This is a genomic window from Micromonospora sp. NPDC057141, from assembly GCF_042670805.1.
In the GTDB taxonomy this organism is placed as follows: domain Bacteria; phylum Actinomycetota; class Actinomycetes; order Mycobacteriales; family Micromonosporaceae; genus Micromonospora.
Genome location: NZ_JBHUVA010000005.1, coordinates 48395 through 63254, shown reverse-complemented (window position 1 = coordinate 63254; position 14860 = coordinate 48395). Strand labels below are relative to the sequence as shown.

Below are 14860 nucleotides of genomic sequence, written 5' to 3'. Positions count from 1 at the left end.
CGGGCGGGCGTCGGGTGCCGGCGGGCCGCAGTGACTCGAATCACGCCCGCCCGGCCCGCCGCGCCCGCGTCCGCCGGTGACGATGAATCGTTCACTCTTGTTGGGCGGGCTGACCCGCCGCGTCGCGCCCGCCCGTGCCCCCTCCCGAAGGCGACCGCCGTGCCCGTCGCGTACCCCTCAGGCGTTTCCCGCCTGCGCCCCGCCGACCTGTTGGTGCTGGCGGCGGTGGCGTTGCTCGTCGCCGCCGGGCTGGCCGGCGTGGTTCCGCCGCTGGCCGTGGTGGCGCTCGCCGGGGCGGCCGGCAGCGCCCTCGCCGGGGCCCGCCTGTCCCGGCTGGTCGTCCCGCCCCGGGGCGGCGGCGACCCGCCCGGCCCACGGCGTGGCCCTCGGGTGCGGCCCGCCGCCGGGCTGCTCCACGCGGCGGTGCTTACCGTCGGGCTGACCGTCGCGGTGCTGCCGCTCACCGCCGCCGGCCTGCGGGTCGCCGTCGGCGCGGCGGGGCTCGGCCTCGCCGCCGTGCTGCACACCGTCGGGCTGCTCCTGCTGCCCGGCCGCTCCCGGCTGGCGGTGCGCGCCCGGGTGCGCCACGCGACGGACATCGTCAGCCTGGGCGTGAGCCTGCACTTCGCCGCCTGGGTGCTGCTGCCGACGGAGCAGGCCCCGCTCGCCGCCCGGATCGCGGTGGCGTCCGGCGGGTTCGGCTTCGCGGCGGTCGGCGTGGCGGCGCTGGCCGACTGGCGGCGCCGCCCGGGCGCGGCGATCTGCCTCCTCGGCACCGGGGCCGCCCAGTTCGGCCTGCTCGCGCTGATCGTGCTGCTGGCCTACGACGCGCCGGACCGGGCGGCCCTGGCCGCCGTGCCGCCGCTGGTGGCCGGCGTGCTGCTCACCGCCGCCGGGGTCGAGCGGGTGGCCGGTGGCGACCCGAGGCGGGCGGGGTGCCCGCCGCCGGTCTGGCCCCGGGTCAGCGCGCCGGCGGGCATCGCCACCCTGGCCGCCGGCGCGCACCTGGCCATGTACGGCGCGTTCACCCCCGGCACGGTCCTGCTCGGGCTCGCGGTGATCCCCCCGCTGGTCGTCCGGGAGCTGATCTCCGCCACCGACAACCGCCGGTACGCCGGCCGCCTCGCCGCGCAGGAGGCGCACTTCCGCGCCCTGGTCTCCGGCGGTAACGACCTGATCCTGCTGCTGGACGGCGCGCTGCGGGTGCGCTGGCAGTCCCCGGCGGCGGCCCGGCTGTTCGCCTTCACCGACGCCGACGTGCTCGGCCGGCACTTCGCCGACCTGCTGCACCCGGACGACGCGCCGCGGGTCGCGCGGCTGCTCGATCGGGTGCTCGCCGGCGACCGGCCGACGTTGCTGCCGGCGCGGATGCGCGACGGGCACGGGGCGTGGCGGGAGACCGAGTCCACGGTGAGCGACCAGCGCGCGGTGCCCGAGGTCCACGCCCTCGTGCTGCACGTGCGCGACGTCGGCGAGCGCCGCCGGCTGGAGCGCGCGGTGCACCAGCTCGCCGCGACCGACCAGCTCACCGGGCTGGCCAACCGGCGGGAGCTGCTGCGCGAGCTGCGCGCCCGCCGGGGCGGGTCGGGGGCGCTGCTGGTGGTCGACCTGCACGGCCTGGGCGCGGTGAACGACGGTCACGGGCACGCGTTCGGCGACGTCGTCGTGGTCGAGGTGGCCCGCCGGCTGCGCGCGGTGGCTGGCCCGGAGGACCTGGTGGCCCGGCTGGTGGGCGACGAGTTCGGGGTGCTCACCGACGCGGGCCCGGTGCTCGCGTACGCGCTGGGCACCCGGCTGCTGACGGCGCTGGCGGAGCCGTACCGGATGGGGGGCGACGGCGAGGTCCGGTTGCAGGCGAACATCGGCCTGGCCGAGGCCTGTGGCGCGGGGCCCGACGACGTGCTGCGCCAGGCGGACCTGGCCCGCCGCCGGGCGGCCCAGCTCGGGCGGGACCGCATCGAGTGGTACGACGCGTACCTGGAGGAACAGCTGGTGCGCCGGCTCGACCTGGAGCGGGAGCTGCCCGGCGCGGTGGCCCGGGGCGAGCTGGACCTGGTCTACCAGCCGGTGCTGGGGCTGGCCGACCGGCTGCCGGTGGGCACGGAGGCGCTGCTGCGCTGGCGCAGCCCGGTGCTGGGCACGGTGCTGCCGGCCGAGCTGCTGCCGGTCGCCGAGGACCTGGACCTGATCGGCGAGGTGGGCCGCTGGGTGCTGGACCGGGCGTGCCGCCAGCTCGCCGACTGGTCGGCCGGCGGCCGACGGCTGTGGATGTCGGTGAACGTCACCCCGAGGGAGCTGGCCGCGCCCGACTTCCTCCAGCGCACAGCGGCGGTGCTGGCCACGCACGGGGTGCCGGCCGACCGGCTGGTCGTCGAGGTGGCCGAGCCGCGCGTCGGCCCGGAGCTGCCCGTGGTGGTGGCCCGGCTCGCCGGGCTGCGGTCGCTCGGCGTCCGCACGGCGCTGGACGGGTTCCGGGCCGAGTACGCCTCGCTGGCCCAGCTTCGCCGGCTCCCGGTCGACCTGTTGAAGCTGGCCCCGGCGGCGTCGTGCCCACCCGGGGCCGGCGCGGCCGGGGCGGGGCGGCGGCTGCTGCTGACCGACGTGGTGGTCGGCCTCGGCGAACGGCTCGGCCTGGAGGTCGTCGCGGCGGAGCTGGAGACCCCGGCGCTGGTGGACGCGGCGGCGCGGGCCGGCTGCCGGTACGGGCAGGGCCACGCGCTGGCCCGCCCGGCGACGGCCGAGCGGGTGGAGGCGTACTTCGCGGAGTTCCCGTCCGCCTCCCAGTGACCACTTAACCGGTTCAGTCGCTCCTGGTCCGATCGGCTCCGGGTCACCGCGCCCGGGGCGGCGTGGTGACCCGGGGCGGTGCGGTGCTGCCCCGGGGGGTCAGGTGCGCCGTCTCGCCCTGCACGCCGCTGACCGGCTCGCCCGCGATCACCTGGAGCAGCTGCCGGGCGGCGTGCGCCCCGTACGCGGGGATGTCCCGGCCCAGCGCCGTCAGCGGCGGGTGCACGAGCTGGCACAGGGGCGAGTCGTCCCAGGCGACGATGGACAGGTCGCCGGGGACCGCCAGGCCCATCTCCTGGGCCACGGACAGGCCCGCCACCGCCATCACGTCGTTGTCGTAGATGACGGCGGTGGGGCGGTGCGGGGAGCTGAGCAGCCGCCGGGTGGCGCGGGCCCCCTCCTCGCCGGTGTAGTCCGACCAGACCGTGACCGACTCGTCGAGCCCGAGCCGCCCGCACACCTCGGTGAAGGCGTCGCTGCGGACCTCGGTGTGCAGCAGCGAGGGCAGGCCGCCGACCCGGGCGATGCGGTGGTGACCGAGGGCGACCAGGTATTCCACGGTCTCGACCAGCGCCGTGGCGTCGTCGGACCAGACGTGGGCCAGTCCGCCGGTGTGCCCGGGGCCGCCGATCACCACGGCCGGCAGTTGCAGCTCCTCCAGCGCCGGCACCCGCCGGTCGTCGGTGCGCAGGTCGCAGACGAAGACCCCGTCGACGCGGCGCTCGGCCCACCAGCGGCGGTAGACCGCGATCTCGGCGTCCTGGTCGGCCACCACCTGGAGGGTCAGCGCGTACGAGCGGGCGGACAGCTCGGCCTCGACGCCGCTGATCAGCTCCATGAAGAACGGCTCGATGCCGAGTATCCGGGCCGGCCGGCACAGGGCGAGGCCCACGGCGTTGGCGCTGGCACCGGAGAGCGCCCGGGCGGCGCTGCTCGGGCTGAACCCGATCTCGGCGGCGATGGCCAGGATGCGCTGGCGGGTCGCCTCGGAGACGCCGGGCTGCCCGTTCAGCGCGTACGAGACAGCGCCCTTGGAGACCCCGGCCCGCCGCGCGACGTCGGCGATGGTCGGCCGCTTCACCGGCGTGTTCCTCCACTTGCTCGGCCCGCCCCTGCGGCGGGTGCGCGGTGCCGGGGTGACCGGCGGCCCTCACGCTACTGCAACAGGGTCGGCCGCCGGTCGGGGCCGGGACCGTCCCGCCGTGCCGGCCGGGGCGATGCTTGCGCGGTTAAGCCTCGGAGGGCGGCCGGAAAGTTACGGAACGGGCACGTCGTTAACCAGCCGTTGACACTGTTCAGGTCGGCCCGTACGGTGGCGTCACTTATCCGGTTCAGTCAACGTCTCTCGATGTCGGGAGCGTTCCCATCTTGCTCGGAGGATGACATGAGACGGTCCTGGAGTCACTGGGCCCGCGCGGTCGCCGTGGGCGCGGTCAGCCTGACCATGGTGGCCGCGTGCAGCGGCAGGAGCACCACCGGCGGTGACGACGCGGGTGGCGGCGCGGTCACCCTTAAGATCAACTTCTGGGGTGACTTCGGGCTTCAGGACCTCAAGGCCAAGTACGAGGCCGAGCACCCCAACGTCAAGATCCAGCTCAACTCGGGCGAGTACAACGCCCAGCACGAGGACCTGCAGAAGAAGCTGGTCGCCGGCTCGGGCGCGGCGGACATCGCCGCCATCGACGAGGGCTACGTCGTGCAGTTCCGCGGCCAGTCCGACAAGTTCGTCAACCTGCTGGACAAGGGCGCCGGGTCGTTCGAGAGCAAGTACCTGCCGTGGAAGTGGAAGCAGACGCTCTCCGCCGACGGCAAGACCCAGATCGGCCTCGGCACCGACGTCGGCGGCCTGGCCATGTGCTACCGGACCGACCTGTTTAAGGCCGCCGGGCTGCCCACCGACCGCGACCAGGTCTCCGCGCTCTGGCCCACCTGGGACAAGTTCATCGAGGTCGGCCAGCAGTACACCGGCAAGACCAAGAAGAAGTTCATCGACTCCGGGACGAACCTGTTCAACCCGATCCTCGGCCAGCAGCAGACCGGCTTCTACAACGAGCAGGAGCAGCTGCAGATGGACGGCGGCCCGAAGGTCGCCTTCGACTACACCGTCAAGGCGCTGCAGGCCGACATCTCCGCCAAGCTGGTCAGCTTCCAGGCCGACTGGGACAAGGGCTTCACCAGCGGCGCGTTCGCCGTCCTCGCCTGCCCGGCGTGGATGCTCGGCCACATCAAGGACACCGCCCCCGGCACCGAGGGCAAGTGGGACATCGCGGCCGTGCCCGGTGGCGGTGGCAACTGGGGCGGCTCGTTCCTGACCATCCCCAAGCAGAGCAAGAACGTCGACGAGGCGTACAAGCTCCTGGAGTGGCTGGTCCAGCCGGAGCAGCAGATCGAGATCTTCAAGAAGGTCGGCAACCTGCCCTCGCAGCCGGCCCTCTACGCCGACCCGGCGATCGCCGAGTTCAAGAACCCGTTCTTCAACGACGCCCCGGTCGGGCAGATCTTCCCGAAGATGGCGCAGGGCCTCACTCCGCAGTACCAGGGCAAGAAGAACGGGCCGACGCGGGTGAACGTGGAGAACGTCATCCGGCGGGTGGAGAACGGGACGCTCAAGCCGGACGCCGCGTGGGCCGAGGCGGTCAAGGAGGCCGAGAAGGCCAGCAGGTCCTGACATGCCCGACACCCGGCGGCTCGCCTGGCGCAACCGGCTGTACCGCTTCGACATGCGCTACATGCCGTACCTGATGATCGCGCCGTTCTTCCTGCTGTTCGCCGTCTTCGGCCTGTTCCCGTTGCTCTTCAACGGCGTGGTGTCGCTGCGCAACTACGAGCTCGACGACCCGACGTTGCCGTACTGGGCCGGACTCGACAACTTCACCCGGCTCGCCGGCGACGAGGACTTCTGGAACGCCCTCTACAACACCTTCGGCATCTTCCTGCTCTCCTCGCTGCCGCAGCTGCTGCTCGCCCTGGTGATCGCCTCGCTGCTCAACCGCAGGCTGCGCGCCCAGACCTGGTGGCGGGTCGGCATCCTGCTGCCGTACGTCACGCCGATCGTCGCGTCCACGATGGTGTTCAGCGTCTTCTTCTCCCGCGACTTCGGCATGGCCAACTGGCTGCTCGGCCCGTTCGGCGGGGGTGACGCGCCGATCGACTGGCGGGCCGACAAGCTGCACTCCTGGATCGCCGTCGCCACCATGGTCAACTGGAAGTGGATCGGCTACAACGCGCTGCTCTACCTGGCGGCGATGCAGTCCATTCCCCGCGACGTCTACGAGGCGGCGGCCATCGACGGCGCGGGCCCGTGGAAGCAGCTCTGGCGGATCACCGTGCCGATGATCCAGCCGGTCGTCGTCTTCACGGTCGTGCTCTCCACCATCGGCGGGCTCCAGTTGTTCACCGAGCCGATGCTGTTCGACCTGAACGCGCAGGCGGCCACCGGCGGCCCGAACGGTGAGTGGCAGACCATCGCCCAGCTCATCTACAAGGTGGGCTGGAAGGACCTCAACCTCGGCTACGCCGCCGCGATGTCCTGGGCCCTGTTCCTGATCATCCTCGTCGTCGCCGGCATCAACACCTGGCTGACGAGCCGCCTGTCCGGAGGGCGCACATGAGCGTCGACACCGCGCCGAAGGCCGTGGAGCAGGCTCCCGCGCCCCGGGGCCGGCGGGCCCGGCTGATGGGCCGCGCCCCGCAGGACACCCCCGCCGGCCTCGGGACGTACCTGCTGCTGGCCGTGACGATCCTGTTCTCGGTCTTCCCGCTGTACTGGATGTTCGTCATCGCCACCAGCGACGACGAGGCCCTGGCGCAGCTCCCGCCGGCGGTCGTGCCCGGCAACCAGTTCCTGGTCAACCTGGCGGAGGTCTTCTCCCTCCAGGACGTCTTCTTCGCGGCCGGCCTGATCAACAGCTTCATCGTCTCCACCGTGGTCACCGCCTCGGTGCTGTTCTTCTGCTCGCTGGCCGGCTTCGCCTTCGCCAAGCTGCGGTTCAGGGGCAGCGGGTGGCTGATGCTGTTCGTGGTGCTCACCCTCACCGTGCCCAACCAGCTCGGCATCGTGGCGCTCTACATCGTGATGGGCAAGCTCGGCTGGAACGGCACCCTGCTGGCCGTCATCGCGCCCGGCCTGGTCACCGCGTTCGGCGTGTTCTACATGCGGCAGTTCATCGTCAACTCCGTCCCCGACGAGCTGGTCGAGTCGGCCCGGGTGGACGGCGCGACCACCATGCGGATCTACCGGAGCATGGTGCTGCCGGCGATCCGGCCCGCGCTCGCGGTGCTCGGCCTGCTCACGTTCGTGGCCACCTGGAACGACTTCCAGTGGCCGCTGATCACGCTCAGCGGCACCGACTTCCCCACCTCGATGGTGGCCATCTCCGACCTGGCCAGCGGCAACTACGTGATCTACCGACGGGTGCTGGCCGGCGCGTTCGTCGCCACCATCCCCCTGCTGGTGATGCTGTTCGTCGGCGGTCGTCAGATCGTCCGCGGAATCATGGAAGGAGCGGTGAAGTCTTGATCCGGCAACCGTTGCACGAGGGGTGGCTGCTGCGCGCCGTCGCCGGCCCGCAGGTGCCGCCGCAGGTGGCCGGCCGGTCGATCCCGGCGACCGTGCCCGGCTGCGTGCACACCGACCTGCTCGCCGCCGGCCTGATCCCCGACCCGTACCTCGACGACAACGAGACGACGCTGGCCTGGATCGGGCGCACCGACTGGGCCTACGAGACGACCTTCGCCGCCCCGGCCGGCGTCGCCGACCGGGTCGACCTGGTCTGCGCCGGCCTCGACACGGTCGCCACCCTCACCCTCAACGGCACGGAGGTCGGCCGCGCCGAGAACATGCACCGGGGCCACCGGTTCGCCGTGGCGGGCGCGCTGCGGCCGGGGGCGAACACGCTGACCGTCCGGTTCGACTCGCCGTACCGCTACGCCGAGGCGCACCGCGACCGGCTCGGCGACCGGCCCAACGCGTACCCCGAGCCCTTCCACTTCATCCGCAAGACGGCCTGCAACTTCGGCTGGGACTGGGGGCCGACGGTCGTCACCGCCGGCATCTGGCAGGACATCGGCCTGCACGCCTGGTCCACGGCCCGGCTAGCGACGGTCCGGCCGCTGGTCACCGTCGCCGACGGCGTCGGCCGGGTCGAGGTGGTCGTCGAGATCGAGCGGTCCGCCGCCGAGCAGGGCGCCGCCGAGCCGGTCACCGTCCGCGCGACGGTCGCCGGGGCCGCCGCCGAGGCCGTCGTCGCGGCCGGGGAGCGCACGGCCGCGCTGACCGTCGAGGTCCGCGACCCCGCGCTGTGGTGGCCCCGGGGGTACGGGAACCAGCCGCTGCACCCCCTCGACGTGACCCTGCACGCCGCCGACGGCCGGGAGCTGGATGCCTGGTCCCGCCGGATCGGCTTCCGCACGGTGCGCCTGGACACCGCCGCCGACGAGCACGGCTCCGCGTTCACCCTGGTCGTCAACGACGTGCCGGTCTTCGTCCGGGGGGTCAACTGGATCCCCGACGACGCCTTCCCCGACCGGGTCACCCGACGGCGGCTGGCGCACCGCTTCGACCAGGCCGTCGGGGCGAACATCAACCTGCTGCGCGTCTGGGGCGGCGGCCGGTACGAGTCGGCGGACTTCTACGAGCTGGCCGACTCCCTCGGGCTGCTGGTGCAGCAGGACTTCCTGTTCGCCTGCGCCGCGTACCCGGAGGAGGAGCCGTTCCGCAGCGAGGTCGAGGCCGAGGCGCGCGAGCAGGTCACCCGGCTGGCCGCCCACCCGTCGCTGGTGCTGTGGACCGGCAACAACGAGAACATCTGGGGCTGGCACGACTGGGGCTGGCAGGAGCCGCTCGCCGGCCGCACCTGGGGCCGGGGCTACTACCTGGACCTGCTGCCCCGCGTCGTCGCCGAGCTGGACCCGACCCGCCCGTACTGGCCGGGCAGCCCCTGGTCGGGCAGCGAGGACATCCACCCCAACGACCCGGCGCACGGCACCATGCACATCTGGGACGTGTGGAACACCGACGACTACACCAGGTACCGCGAGTACGTGCCCCGGTTCGTCGCCGAGTTCGGCTACCAGGCGCCCCCGGCGTACGCGACGCTGCGCCGGGCCATCTCCGACGACCCCCTCGCGCCCGACTCGCCCGGGATGGCCCACCACCAGAAGGCGATCGACGGCGACGCGAAGCTCCAGCGCGGGCTCGACGCCCACCTGCCACCGCCGGCCGACTTCGCCGAGTGGCACTACTTCACGCAGCTCAACCAGGCCCGCGCCATCCAACTCGGCGTGGAGCACTTCCGCTCGCACCGGCCGATCTGCATGGGCACCATCGTGTGGCAGCTCAACGACTGCTGGCCGGTCACGTCCTGGGCGGCCGTCGACGGCGACGGCCGGCGCAAACCGCTGTGGTACGCGCTGCGCCGCGCGTACGCCGACCGGCTGCTCACCGTCCAGCCCCGCGACGGCGGGCTGGCGCTGGTGGCCGTCAACGAGACCGGCCAGCCGTGGCGCGCCGCCGCCACCGTCACCCGGGTCACGGCGGCCGGCGAGCCGAGGGCGAAGTCGGCGTACGACCTCGACGTGCCCGCGTACGCGACGGTGGAGCTGGCGCTGCCGGCGGACCTGGCCCGGCCGGAGCAGGCCCGGCGTGAGTTGCTGGTCGCCGAGGCCGGCGGCGACGCCGAGCGGGCGTTCTGGTTCTTCGCCGAGGACCGCGACGCCGACTGGCCGGCGGCCGAGTACGACGCGACGGTCGAGCAGGTCGACGGCGGGCAGCGGGTACGCGTCACCGCCCGCACGTTCCTGCGCGACCTGACCCTGTTCCCGGACCGGCTCGACCCGGCCGCCGAGGTCGACGAGGCCTTGGTGACGCTGCTGCCGGGGGAGTCGGCGACGTTCACGGTCCGCGCCCCGCACCCGCTGCCCGCCGCCGCCCTCACCACCCGCCCCACCCTGCGCACGGTGAACTGAGGTAAGGAGGGGCCCCTTGTTGACGCTTTCTGTATAGGAAGGGTCCCCTCCAATCACCCCGGGCAGGGCGAAAGCGGGCGACGACTTGAAGACTTCTGCAAGTGATAAAGTTTTCAGGTACGCGTCGTCGAGCTGGGAGAACCAGGTGTCCGTGCCGCTGTACCAGGCCAAGGCCGAGCTGTTCCGCACCCTCGGGCACCCCGTACGCATCCGCGTGCTCGAACTGCTCCAGGACGGCCCGAAGCCCGTCCGCGACCTGCTCGCGGCCATCGACGTCGAGGCGTCCAACCTCTCCCAGCAGCTCGCCGTGCTGCGCCGTGCCGGCATGGTCGCCTCCCACCGCGACGGCCCCCTCGTCGTGTACTCCCTCAGCACCCCCGACGTGGCCGACCTGCTGGCGGCCGGGCGGCGCATCCTCGGCGCGGTCCTCACCGACCGTGACGCCCTCCTCGACGAGCTGCGCGCCGACGAGCCGGCTATCCCCCGGCAGGAGCAGAGCCGGCAGGATCAGGCCCGGCAGGATCAGGCCCGGCAGGATCAGGCCCGGCAGGAGCAGAGCCGGTGAGCGCCGCGACCGCCGCCGTCCGCGACCGCGTCCTCGGCCTGCTGCCCGACCGCGCCGACTGGCAGGCCGTACGCCGCTCGCCCCGCCGTGACCTGCTCGCCGGCCTCACCGTGGCGATCGTCGCCCTGCCGCTGGCCCTCGCCTTCGGCGTCACCTCCGGGCTCGGCGCACAGGCGGGGCTGGTCACCGCCGTCGTCGCCGGTGCCGTGGCGGCCGTCTTCGGCGGCTCCAACCTCCAGGTCTCCGGCCCCACCGGGGCGATGACCGTGGTGCTGGTGCCCGTGGTGCAGCAGTTCGGCCCGGCCGGGGTGCTGATGGTCGGTGCGATGGCCGGCGTCGTCCTGATCGCCCTGGCGCTGGCCCGCCTCGGCCGGTATGTCCGTTACCTGCCCACCCCCGTCATCGAGGGCTTCACCGCCGGCATCGCCGTGGTCATCGCCCTGCAGCAGGTGCCCGCCGCGCTCGGCGTGACCGACGCGCACGGCGACCGGGTGTGGGCGGTGGCCGCCGACGCGGTCGCCCGGTTCGTCGCACACCCCCGGCCGGTGGCCCTCGCGGTGGCCCTCGGCGTCGCGGCGCTGATGCTGCTCGGTGGCCGCTGGCGGCCCGGCGTGCCGTTCTCCCTGCTCGGGGTGGCGGCCGCGACGATCCTCGCGGAGGCCGCGCCGGTGGACCTGATCCGCATCGGCGCACTGCCGCAGGGGCTGCCCGCGCCGTCGCTGGGCTTCCTCGACCTCGGCGCGGTCGGTGTGCTGCTGCCCTCCGCGCTCGCGGTCGCCGCCCTCGCCGCGCTGGAGAGCCTGCTGTCGGCCACCGTCGCCGACGGGATGACCGTCGGCGAGCGGCACGACCCGGACAAGGAGCTGTTCGGGCAGGGGCTGGCCAACCTCGCCTCCCCGCTGTTCGGCGGCATCCCGGCCACCGCCGCCATCGCCCGCACGGCCGTGAACGTGCGCGCCGGGGCGTCGTCGAAGCTGGCCGCGCTGACCCACGCCGTCGCGCTCGCCGCCATCGTGCTGGCCGCCGCGCCGCTGGTCGGCCGCATCCCCCTGGCGGCGCTCGCCGGGGTGCTGCTCGCCACCACCGTACGGATGGTCGAGGCCGGCTCGCTCTGGGCCCTCGCGCGCGCCACCCGGGGCGACGCGCTGGTGCTCGTGCTCACCTTCGCCGTCACGGTGATCTGGGACCTGGTGACCGCCGTCGCGGTCGGCATCGCCGTCGCGATCGTCATCGCGCTGCGCGCGGTGGCCCGCAGCGCCAAGCTGGAGCAGGTTCCCCTCGACCGGGGTGAGCACAGCGCCGAGGAGCACGCGTTGCTGGCCGAGCACATCGTGGCGTACCGGCTGGACGGGCCGCTGTTCTTCGCCGCCGCGCACACCTTCCTGCTCCAGCTCTCCGACGTCGCCGACGTGCGGGTGGTCATCCTGCGGATGTCCCGGGTGTCGGCGCTGGACGCCACCGGGGCGCACGTGCTGGGCGACGCGATCCGGCGGCTGCGCGGCCGGGGGATCACCGTGCTGATCTCCGGCATCACCCCCGGCCACGACCAGGTGCTCGCCACGCTGGGGGTGGCCGACGAGCTGCGCCGCGACGGGCTGGTCTTCCCGGACACCCCGGCGGCGATCGCGTACGCCCGGGGCCTGCTCCGGGGCGTGGTCACAGCCTGACGCCGCGCCGCTCAGTCCGCGCCGACGGTCCCGGCGATCACGCGCAGAGCGGCGTGCTGGTGTATGTGACGCCGCCGTAGACGACCTCGCCGACCGCGCAGACCACCGCGTTGTCGCCCTGGAGCTGGTCGCCGTAGTACTGCGCCCCGGTGCCGCCGTACCACGGCGTCGACTTGTGCGGGCTCTCCCGGTAGGCGCTGACCTTGACGCTGTTCGGGGTCACCCGGTTGTTGATCCGGCCCCAGTTGGTGCCGCAGGAAGCGCTGTAGCGCAGCTCCACCACGGCCAGCGTCGTCGCGCCCTTCATGATGTACGCCGGCTGGCTGGTCGCGTTGCGGGCGTCGGCCGAGCAGCCGGTGCTGATCGGGTCGGTGCCGTCGCAGCCGGAGGTGGGGCAGGCGGCGCTCGCCGGGCTACCTACGAGCAGGCTGGCGGCGACCAGCGTGCCGGCGGCCACGACGGCCAGCGCCCGGCGGGCGGCCCTCGGCGTACGGGGTGCGGTAGTCATCTTTCCTCCACAGTGGATGGCCGACCTTCGGCGATCAATCGACTTTCATCTCTATCTTCCGTCGGCGGTCGTCTCTACGCTTTTGGCGCTGGACAATCAATGCTGGCGCTGGTCAATCAATCCGAGGAGTCACCGATGGCCCGGGCGGAGCGACCCCTCGACACTGACGCCGACCCGGTGCAGGCGTTCGCCGCCGAGCTGCGCGGGCTGCGCGAGCAGGCCGGCCGGCCCACCTACCAGGCGTTGGCCCGCCGGGCGCACCGCTCCTCCAGCTCGTTGTCCGAGGCGGCCGGCGGGCGGAAGCTGCCCACCCTCGACACCACCCTCGCGTACGTCCGCGCGCTCGGCGGCGACGAGGCGGCGTGGGCCAGCCGTTGGCGGCAGGTCGCCGCAGCCGCCCCCGGGTCCGCCGCGACCGGTGGTTCGAGCGCTGCTGTGGCCGGCGGTCCGAGTGCCGCCACGACCGGCGGTCCGAGCGCTGCTGACGAGGAGGCCGGGCCGCCCGTCGAGCTGTTCCGGTCTCCGGTGCCGGCTGATCGGTCCCGCCGCCGGCTGCTGCTCCCCGCCGCCGGGGCGGGCCTGCTGCTGGCGCTCGTCGTCGGGCTGGTGTCACTCGGCTGGCGCTCCGCGGACCGCCCGCCGCCCGCCGCCACCCCACCGGCCGGGGCCGCGTCGCCGACGTCCGCCGGGCCCGCCCCGGCCGTCGAGGTGCGCGACGGGGCGGACCCGAAGGACGCCGGCTGCGCCGCCGACCCCGCCGTGGCGACCGTGGACAGCGCCGCCGTCCTGGTCGACGAGCGGGTCATCGGCATGGTGGAACTTCGCTACTCGCCCGCCTGCGGGGCGAGCTGGCCCCGGTTCATGCCGGCCCCGGCAGGCACCCCGACCGTGCCCCGGCCGGCCCGGGTGGTGCTGACCGTCACCGACGGCGACGCCCCGGCCCGCAGCCGGGACTTCACCATCGACTACGCCGGGATCTCGGCCTACGGCAACCTGCTGACCAGCACCCGGAGCTGCGTCTGGGCCCAGGTGCGGATCACCGGCGAAGGGTGGGCGTCGCCGCCGGGGCGCACGGGCTGCTACCGGGGCGCCACCCAGGTCCGCCCCATCCCCTGATCGACTTCATGTCGGGGACATAGCGGTATCCCCAGCCCAGGACACCCCCATCTCCCCGACATGAAGCGAAAACTCGTGGCGTTGGCCCGAAGCAGCCGGCCTCCGGCGGGTTCGCCGAGGGGCAGTGCGATTTCGGCGTACGTCAGCGGCGGGAGGATCGGACGAAGGTGGTCCAGGCGGTGGGGGTGAAGGTGAGGGACGGGCCGGCAGGATTCTTGCTGTCGCGTACGGCGACGAGGCCGGGCAGGTTGTCGGCGACTTCGACGCAGTCGCCGCCGTTGCTGCCGCTGCGGGTGCTCTTGCGCCAGCGAGCGCCGGTCAGATCAGCCATGGTGGACCTCCCCGATGATCTTGTTGATCAGTTGCCTCGATTGTCCTTCATCGAGGGCGAGCTGATCCAGGCTTGCCCACGCCCTCTCGTAGGCGGCGAACTCGTCCGGCCGGTCGAGGTAGAGCGCCCCGGTCCAGGACTCGCTGTAGATCACCGGGGGGTCGGGTGTCGCCCGGTTGCCGAGGGGGAACTCCAGCATGACGAACGTGCCGGCCTCGACGCCTCGGTGTAGGCCGACCGAGAGCGGCAGGACCCGGATGCTGACCCGATCCCGCTCGCCGACGTCGAGCAGGTGGCGCAGTTGCTCGGCCATCGTCGGTCGGTCGCCCACGATCCGCAGCAGCGCCCCCTCGGAGATGACGACCTCCAGCCGGGGAGCCGCCGGCAGCCGACGGGTGAGCAGGGACTGCCGCTGAAGCCGCACCTGGACCAGCCGCTCGCGCTCGTCCTCGGTCACCTCCGCGCGATGCTGATAGACGGCGAGCGCGTAGCCGCGAGTCTGGAACAGCCCAGGAATCAACGCCTCGTCGTATCGCCGGATGTGTGACGCGGCGGATTCGAGGCCGACGTACAGCTCGAACCAGTCGGGAATGGCGTCGCCGTACGCGTGCCACCAACCCTTCGCCTTCGTCTCACCGGCCAGCGCGATCAGCGCCCGCGTCAGCTCGTTCTTCGCCCGGTACAGCTCGCACATGGCCCGGACGTCGATGCTGCGCGCCGAGCCGAGCCCGCTCTCGATGCGCCACACCTTCTGCCGGCTGCACTCCAGCGCCTCGGCGGCGGCGTCCAGGGTGATCCCCGCCTCGGTGCGCAGGTCACGCAGCGCCCTGCCGAGCCGGCGACGGGGCACCGTCGATCCCATGTCCTCGGCCATCCGGCCTCCTTCCCCGTTGCATTCTGCAACATCTCGACGCCCCGTT

12 protein-coding genes are annotated in these 14860 nt (G+C 73.4%); 8 read left to right on the top strand and 4 right to left on the bottom strand.

The genetic code is table 11. The features are described 5' to 3' along the window. The first annotated feature begins 159 nt into the window (after positions 1-159). On the top strand, positions 160-2787 hold the full coding sequence (locus ACFT41_RS05805) for a putative bifunctional diguanylate cyclase/phosphodiesterase (protein WP_377586953.1): 2628 nt from the start codon (positions 160-162) through the stop codon (positions 2785-2787). Positions 2788-2830: 43 nt separating this feature from the next. Here the strand turns inward: ACFT41_RS05805 and ACFT41_RS05800 are convergent, their stop codons facing one another. Then, positions 2831-3868, bottom strand: a complete 1038-nt coding sequence (locus ACFT41_RS05800) for a LacI family DNA-binding transcriptional regulator (protein ID WP_377586954.1) — start codon at positions 3866-3868, stop codon at positions 2831-2833. A 303-nt stretch (positions 3869-4171) separates the two neighbouring features. On the opposite strand from ACFT41_RS05800, the gene ACFT41_RS05795 reads away from it, so the two are divergent. The 6 genes from ACFT41_RS05795 to ACFT41_RS05770 all read left to right on the top strand — a co-directional run bounded on the left by ACFT41_RS05795 (position 4172) and on the right by ACFT41_RS05770 (position 11985). After that, positions 4172-5455 carry an extracellular solute-binding protein gene (locus ACFT41_RS05795; RefSeq protein WP_377586955.1) on the top strand — a complete coding sequence of 428 codons (1284 nt, stop codon included), beginning with the start codon at positions 4172-4174 and terminating at the stop codon, positions 5453-5455. A 1-nt stretch (position 5456) separates the two neighbouring features. After that, on the top strand, positions 5457-6398 hold the full coding sequence (locus ACFT41_RS05790; protein ID WP_377586956.1) for a carbohydrate ABC transporter permease: 942 nt from the start codon (positions 5457-5459) through the stop codon (positions 6396-6398). A 65-nt stretch (positions 6399-6463) separates the two neighbouring features. Next, on the top strand, positions 6464-7306 hold the full coding sequence (locus ACFT41_RS05785; protein WP_377586971.1) for a carbohydrate ABC transporter permease: 843 nt from the start codon (positions 6464-6466) through the stop codon (positions 7304-7306). Continuing rightward, the gene (locus ACFT41_RS05780) at positions 7303-9753 is read left to right on the top strand and encodes a glycoside hydrolase family 2 protein (RefSeq protein WP_377586957.1); all 2451 of its coding nucleotides are present in this window, start codon (positions 7303-7305) and stop codon (positions 9751-9753) included. Before ACFT41_RS05785 ends, ACFT41_RS05780 begins: the two co-directional genes overlap by 4 nt. A gap of 145 nt (positions 9754-9898) precedes the next feature. Then, a complete protein-coding gene (locus ACFT41_RS05775; RefSeq protein WP_377586958.1) occupies positions 9899-10318 on the top strand; it encodes an ArsR/SmtB family transcription factor in 420 nt (139 codons plus the stop codon). Then, positions 10315-11985, top strand: a complete 1671-nt coding sequence (locus tag ACFT41_RS05770) for a SulP family inorganic anion transporter (RefSeq protein ID WP_377586959.1) — start codon at positions 10315-10317, stop codon at positions 11983-11985. The genes ACFT41_RS05775 and ACFT41_RS05770 overlap by 4 nt, the downstream gene beginning before the upstream one ends. Before the next feature lie 37 nt (positions 11986-12022). Here the strand turns inward: ACFT41_RS05770 and ACFT41_RS05765 are convergent, their stop codons facing one another. Further along, a complete protein-coding gene (locus tag ACFT41_RS05765; protein WP_377586960.1) occupies positions 12023-12493 on the bottom strand; it encodes a DUF2690 domain-containing protein in 471 nt (156 codons plus the stop codon). Between the two features lie 135 nt (positions 12494-12628). On the opposite strand from ACFT41_RS05765, the gene ACFT41_RS05760 reads away from it, so the two are divergent. Continuing rightward, on the top strand, positions 12629-13609 hold the full coding sequence (locus ACFT41_RS05760) for a helix-turn-helix domain-containing protein (protein ID WP_377586961.1): 981 nt from the start codon (positions 12629-12631) through the stop codon (positions 13607-13609). A 142-nt stretch (positions 13610-13751) separates the two neighbouring features. On the opposite strand, the gene ACFT41_RS05755 is transcribed toward ACFT41_RS05760, so the two are convergent. Together ACFT41_RS05755 and ACFT41_RS05750 are read right to left on the bottom strand one after the other, a co-directional pair. Further along, positions 13752-13940, bottom strand: coding sequence for a DUF397 domain-containing protein (locus ACFT41_RS05755; RefSeq protein ID WP_377586962.1), 189 nt, complete (start codon positions 13938-13940; stop codon positions 13752-13754). Further along, positions 13933-14814 carry a helix-turn-helix domain-containing protein gene (locus ACFT41_RS05750; RefSeq protein WP_377586963.1) on the bottom strand — a complete coding sequence of 294 codons (882 nt, stop codon included), beginning with the start codon at positions 14812-14814 and terminating at the stop codon, positions 13933-13935. Before ACFT41_RS05750 ends, ACFT41_RS05755 begins: the two co-directional genes overlap by 8 nt. Between the last annotated feature and the right edge of the window lie 46 nt (positions 14815-14860).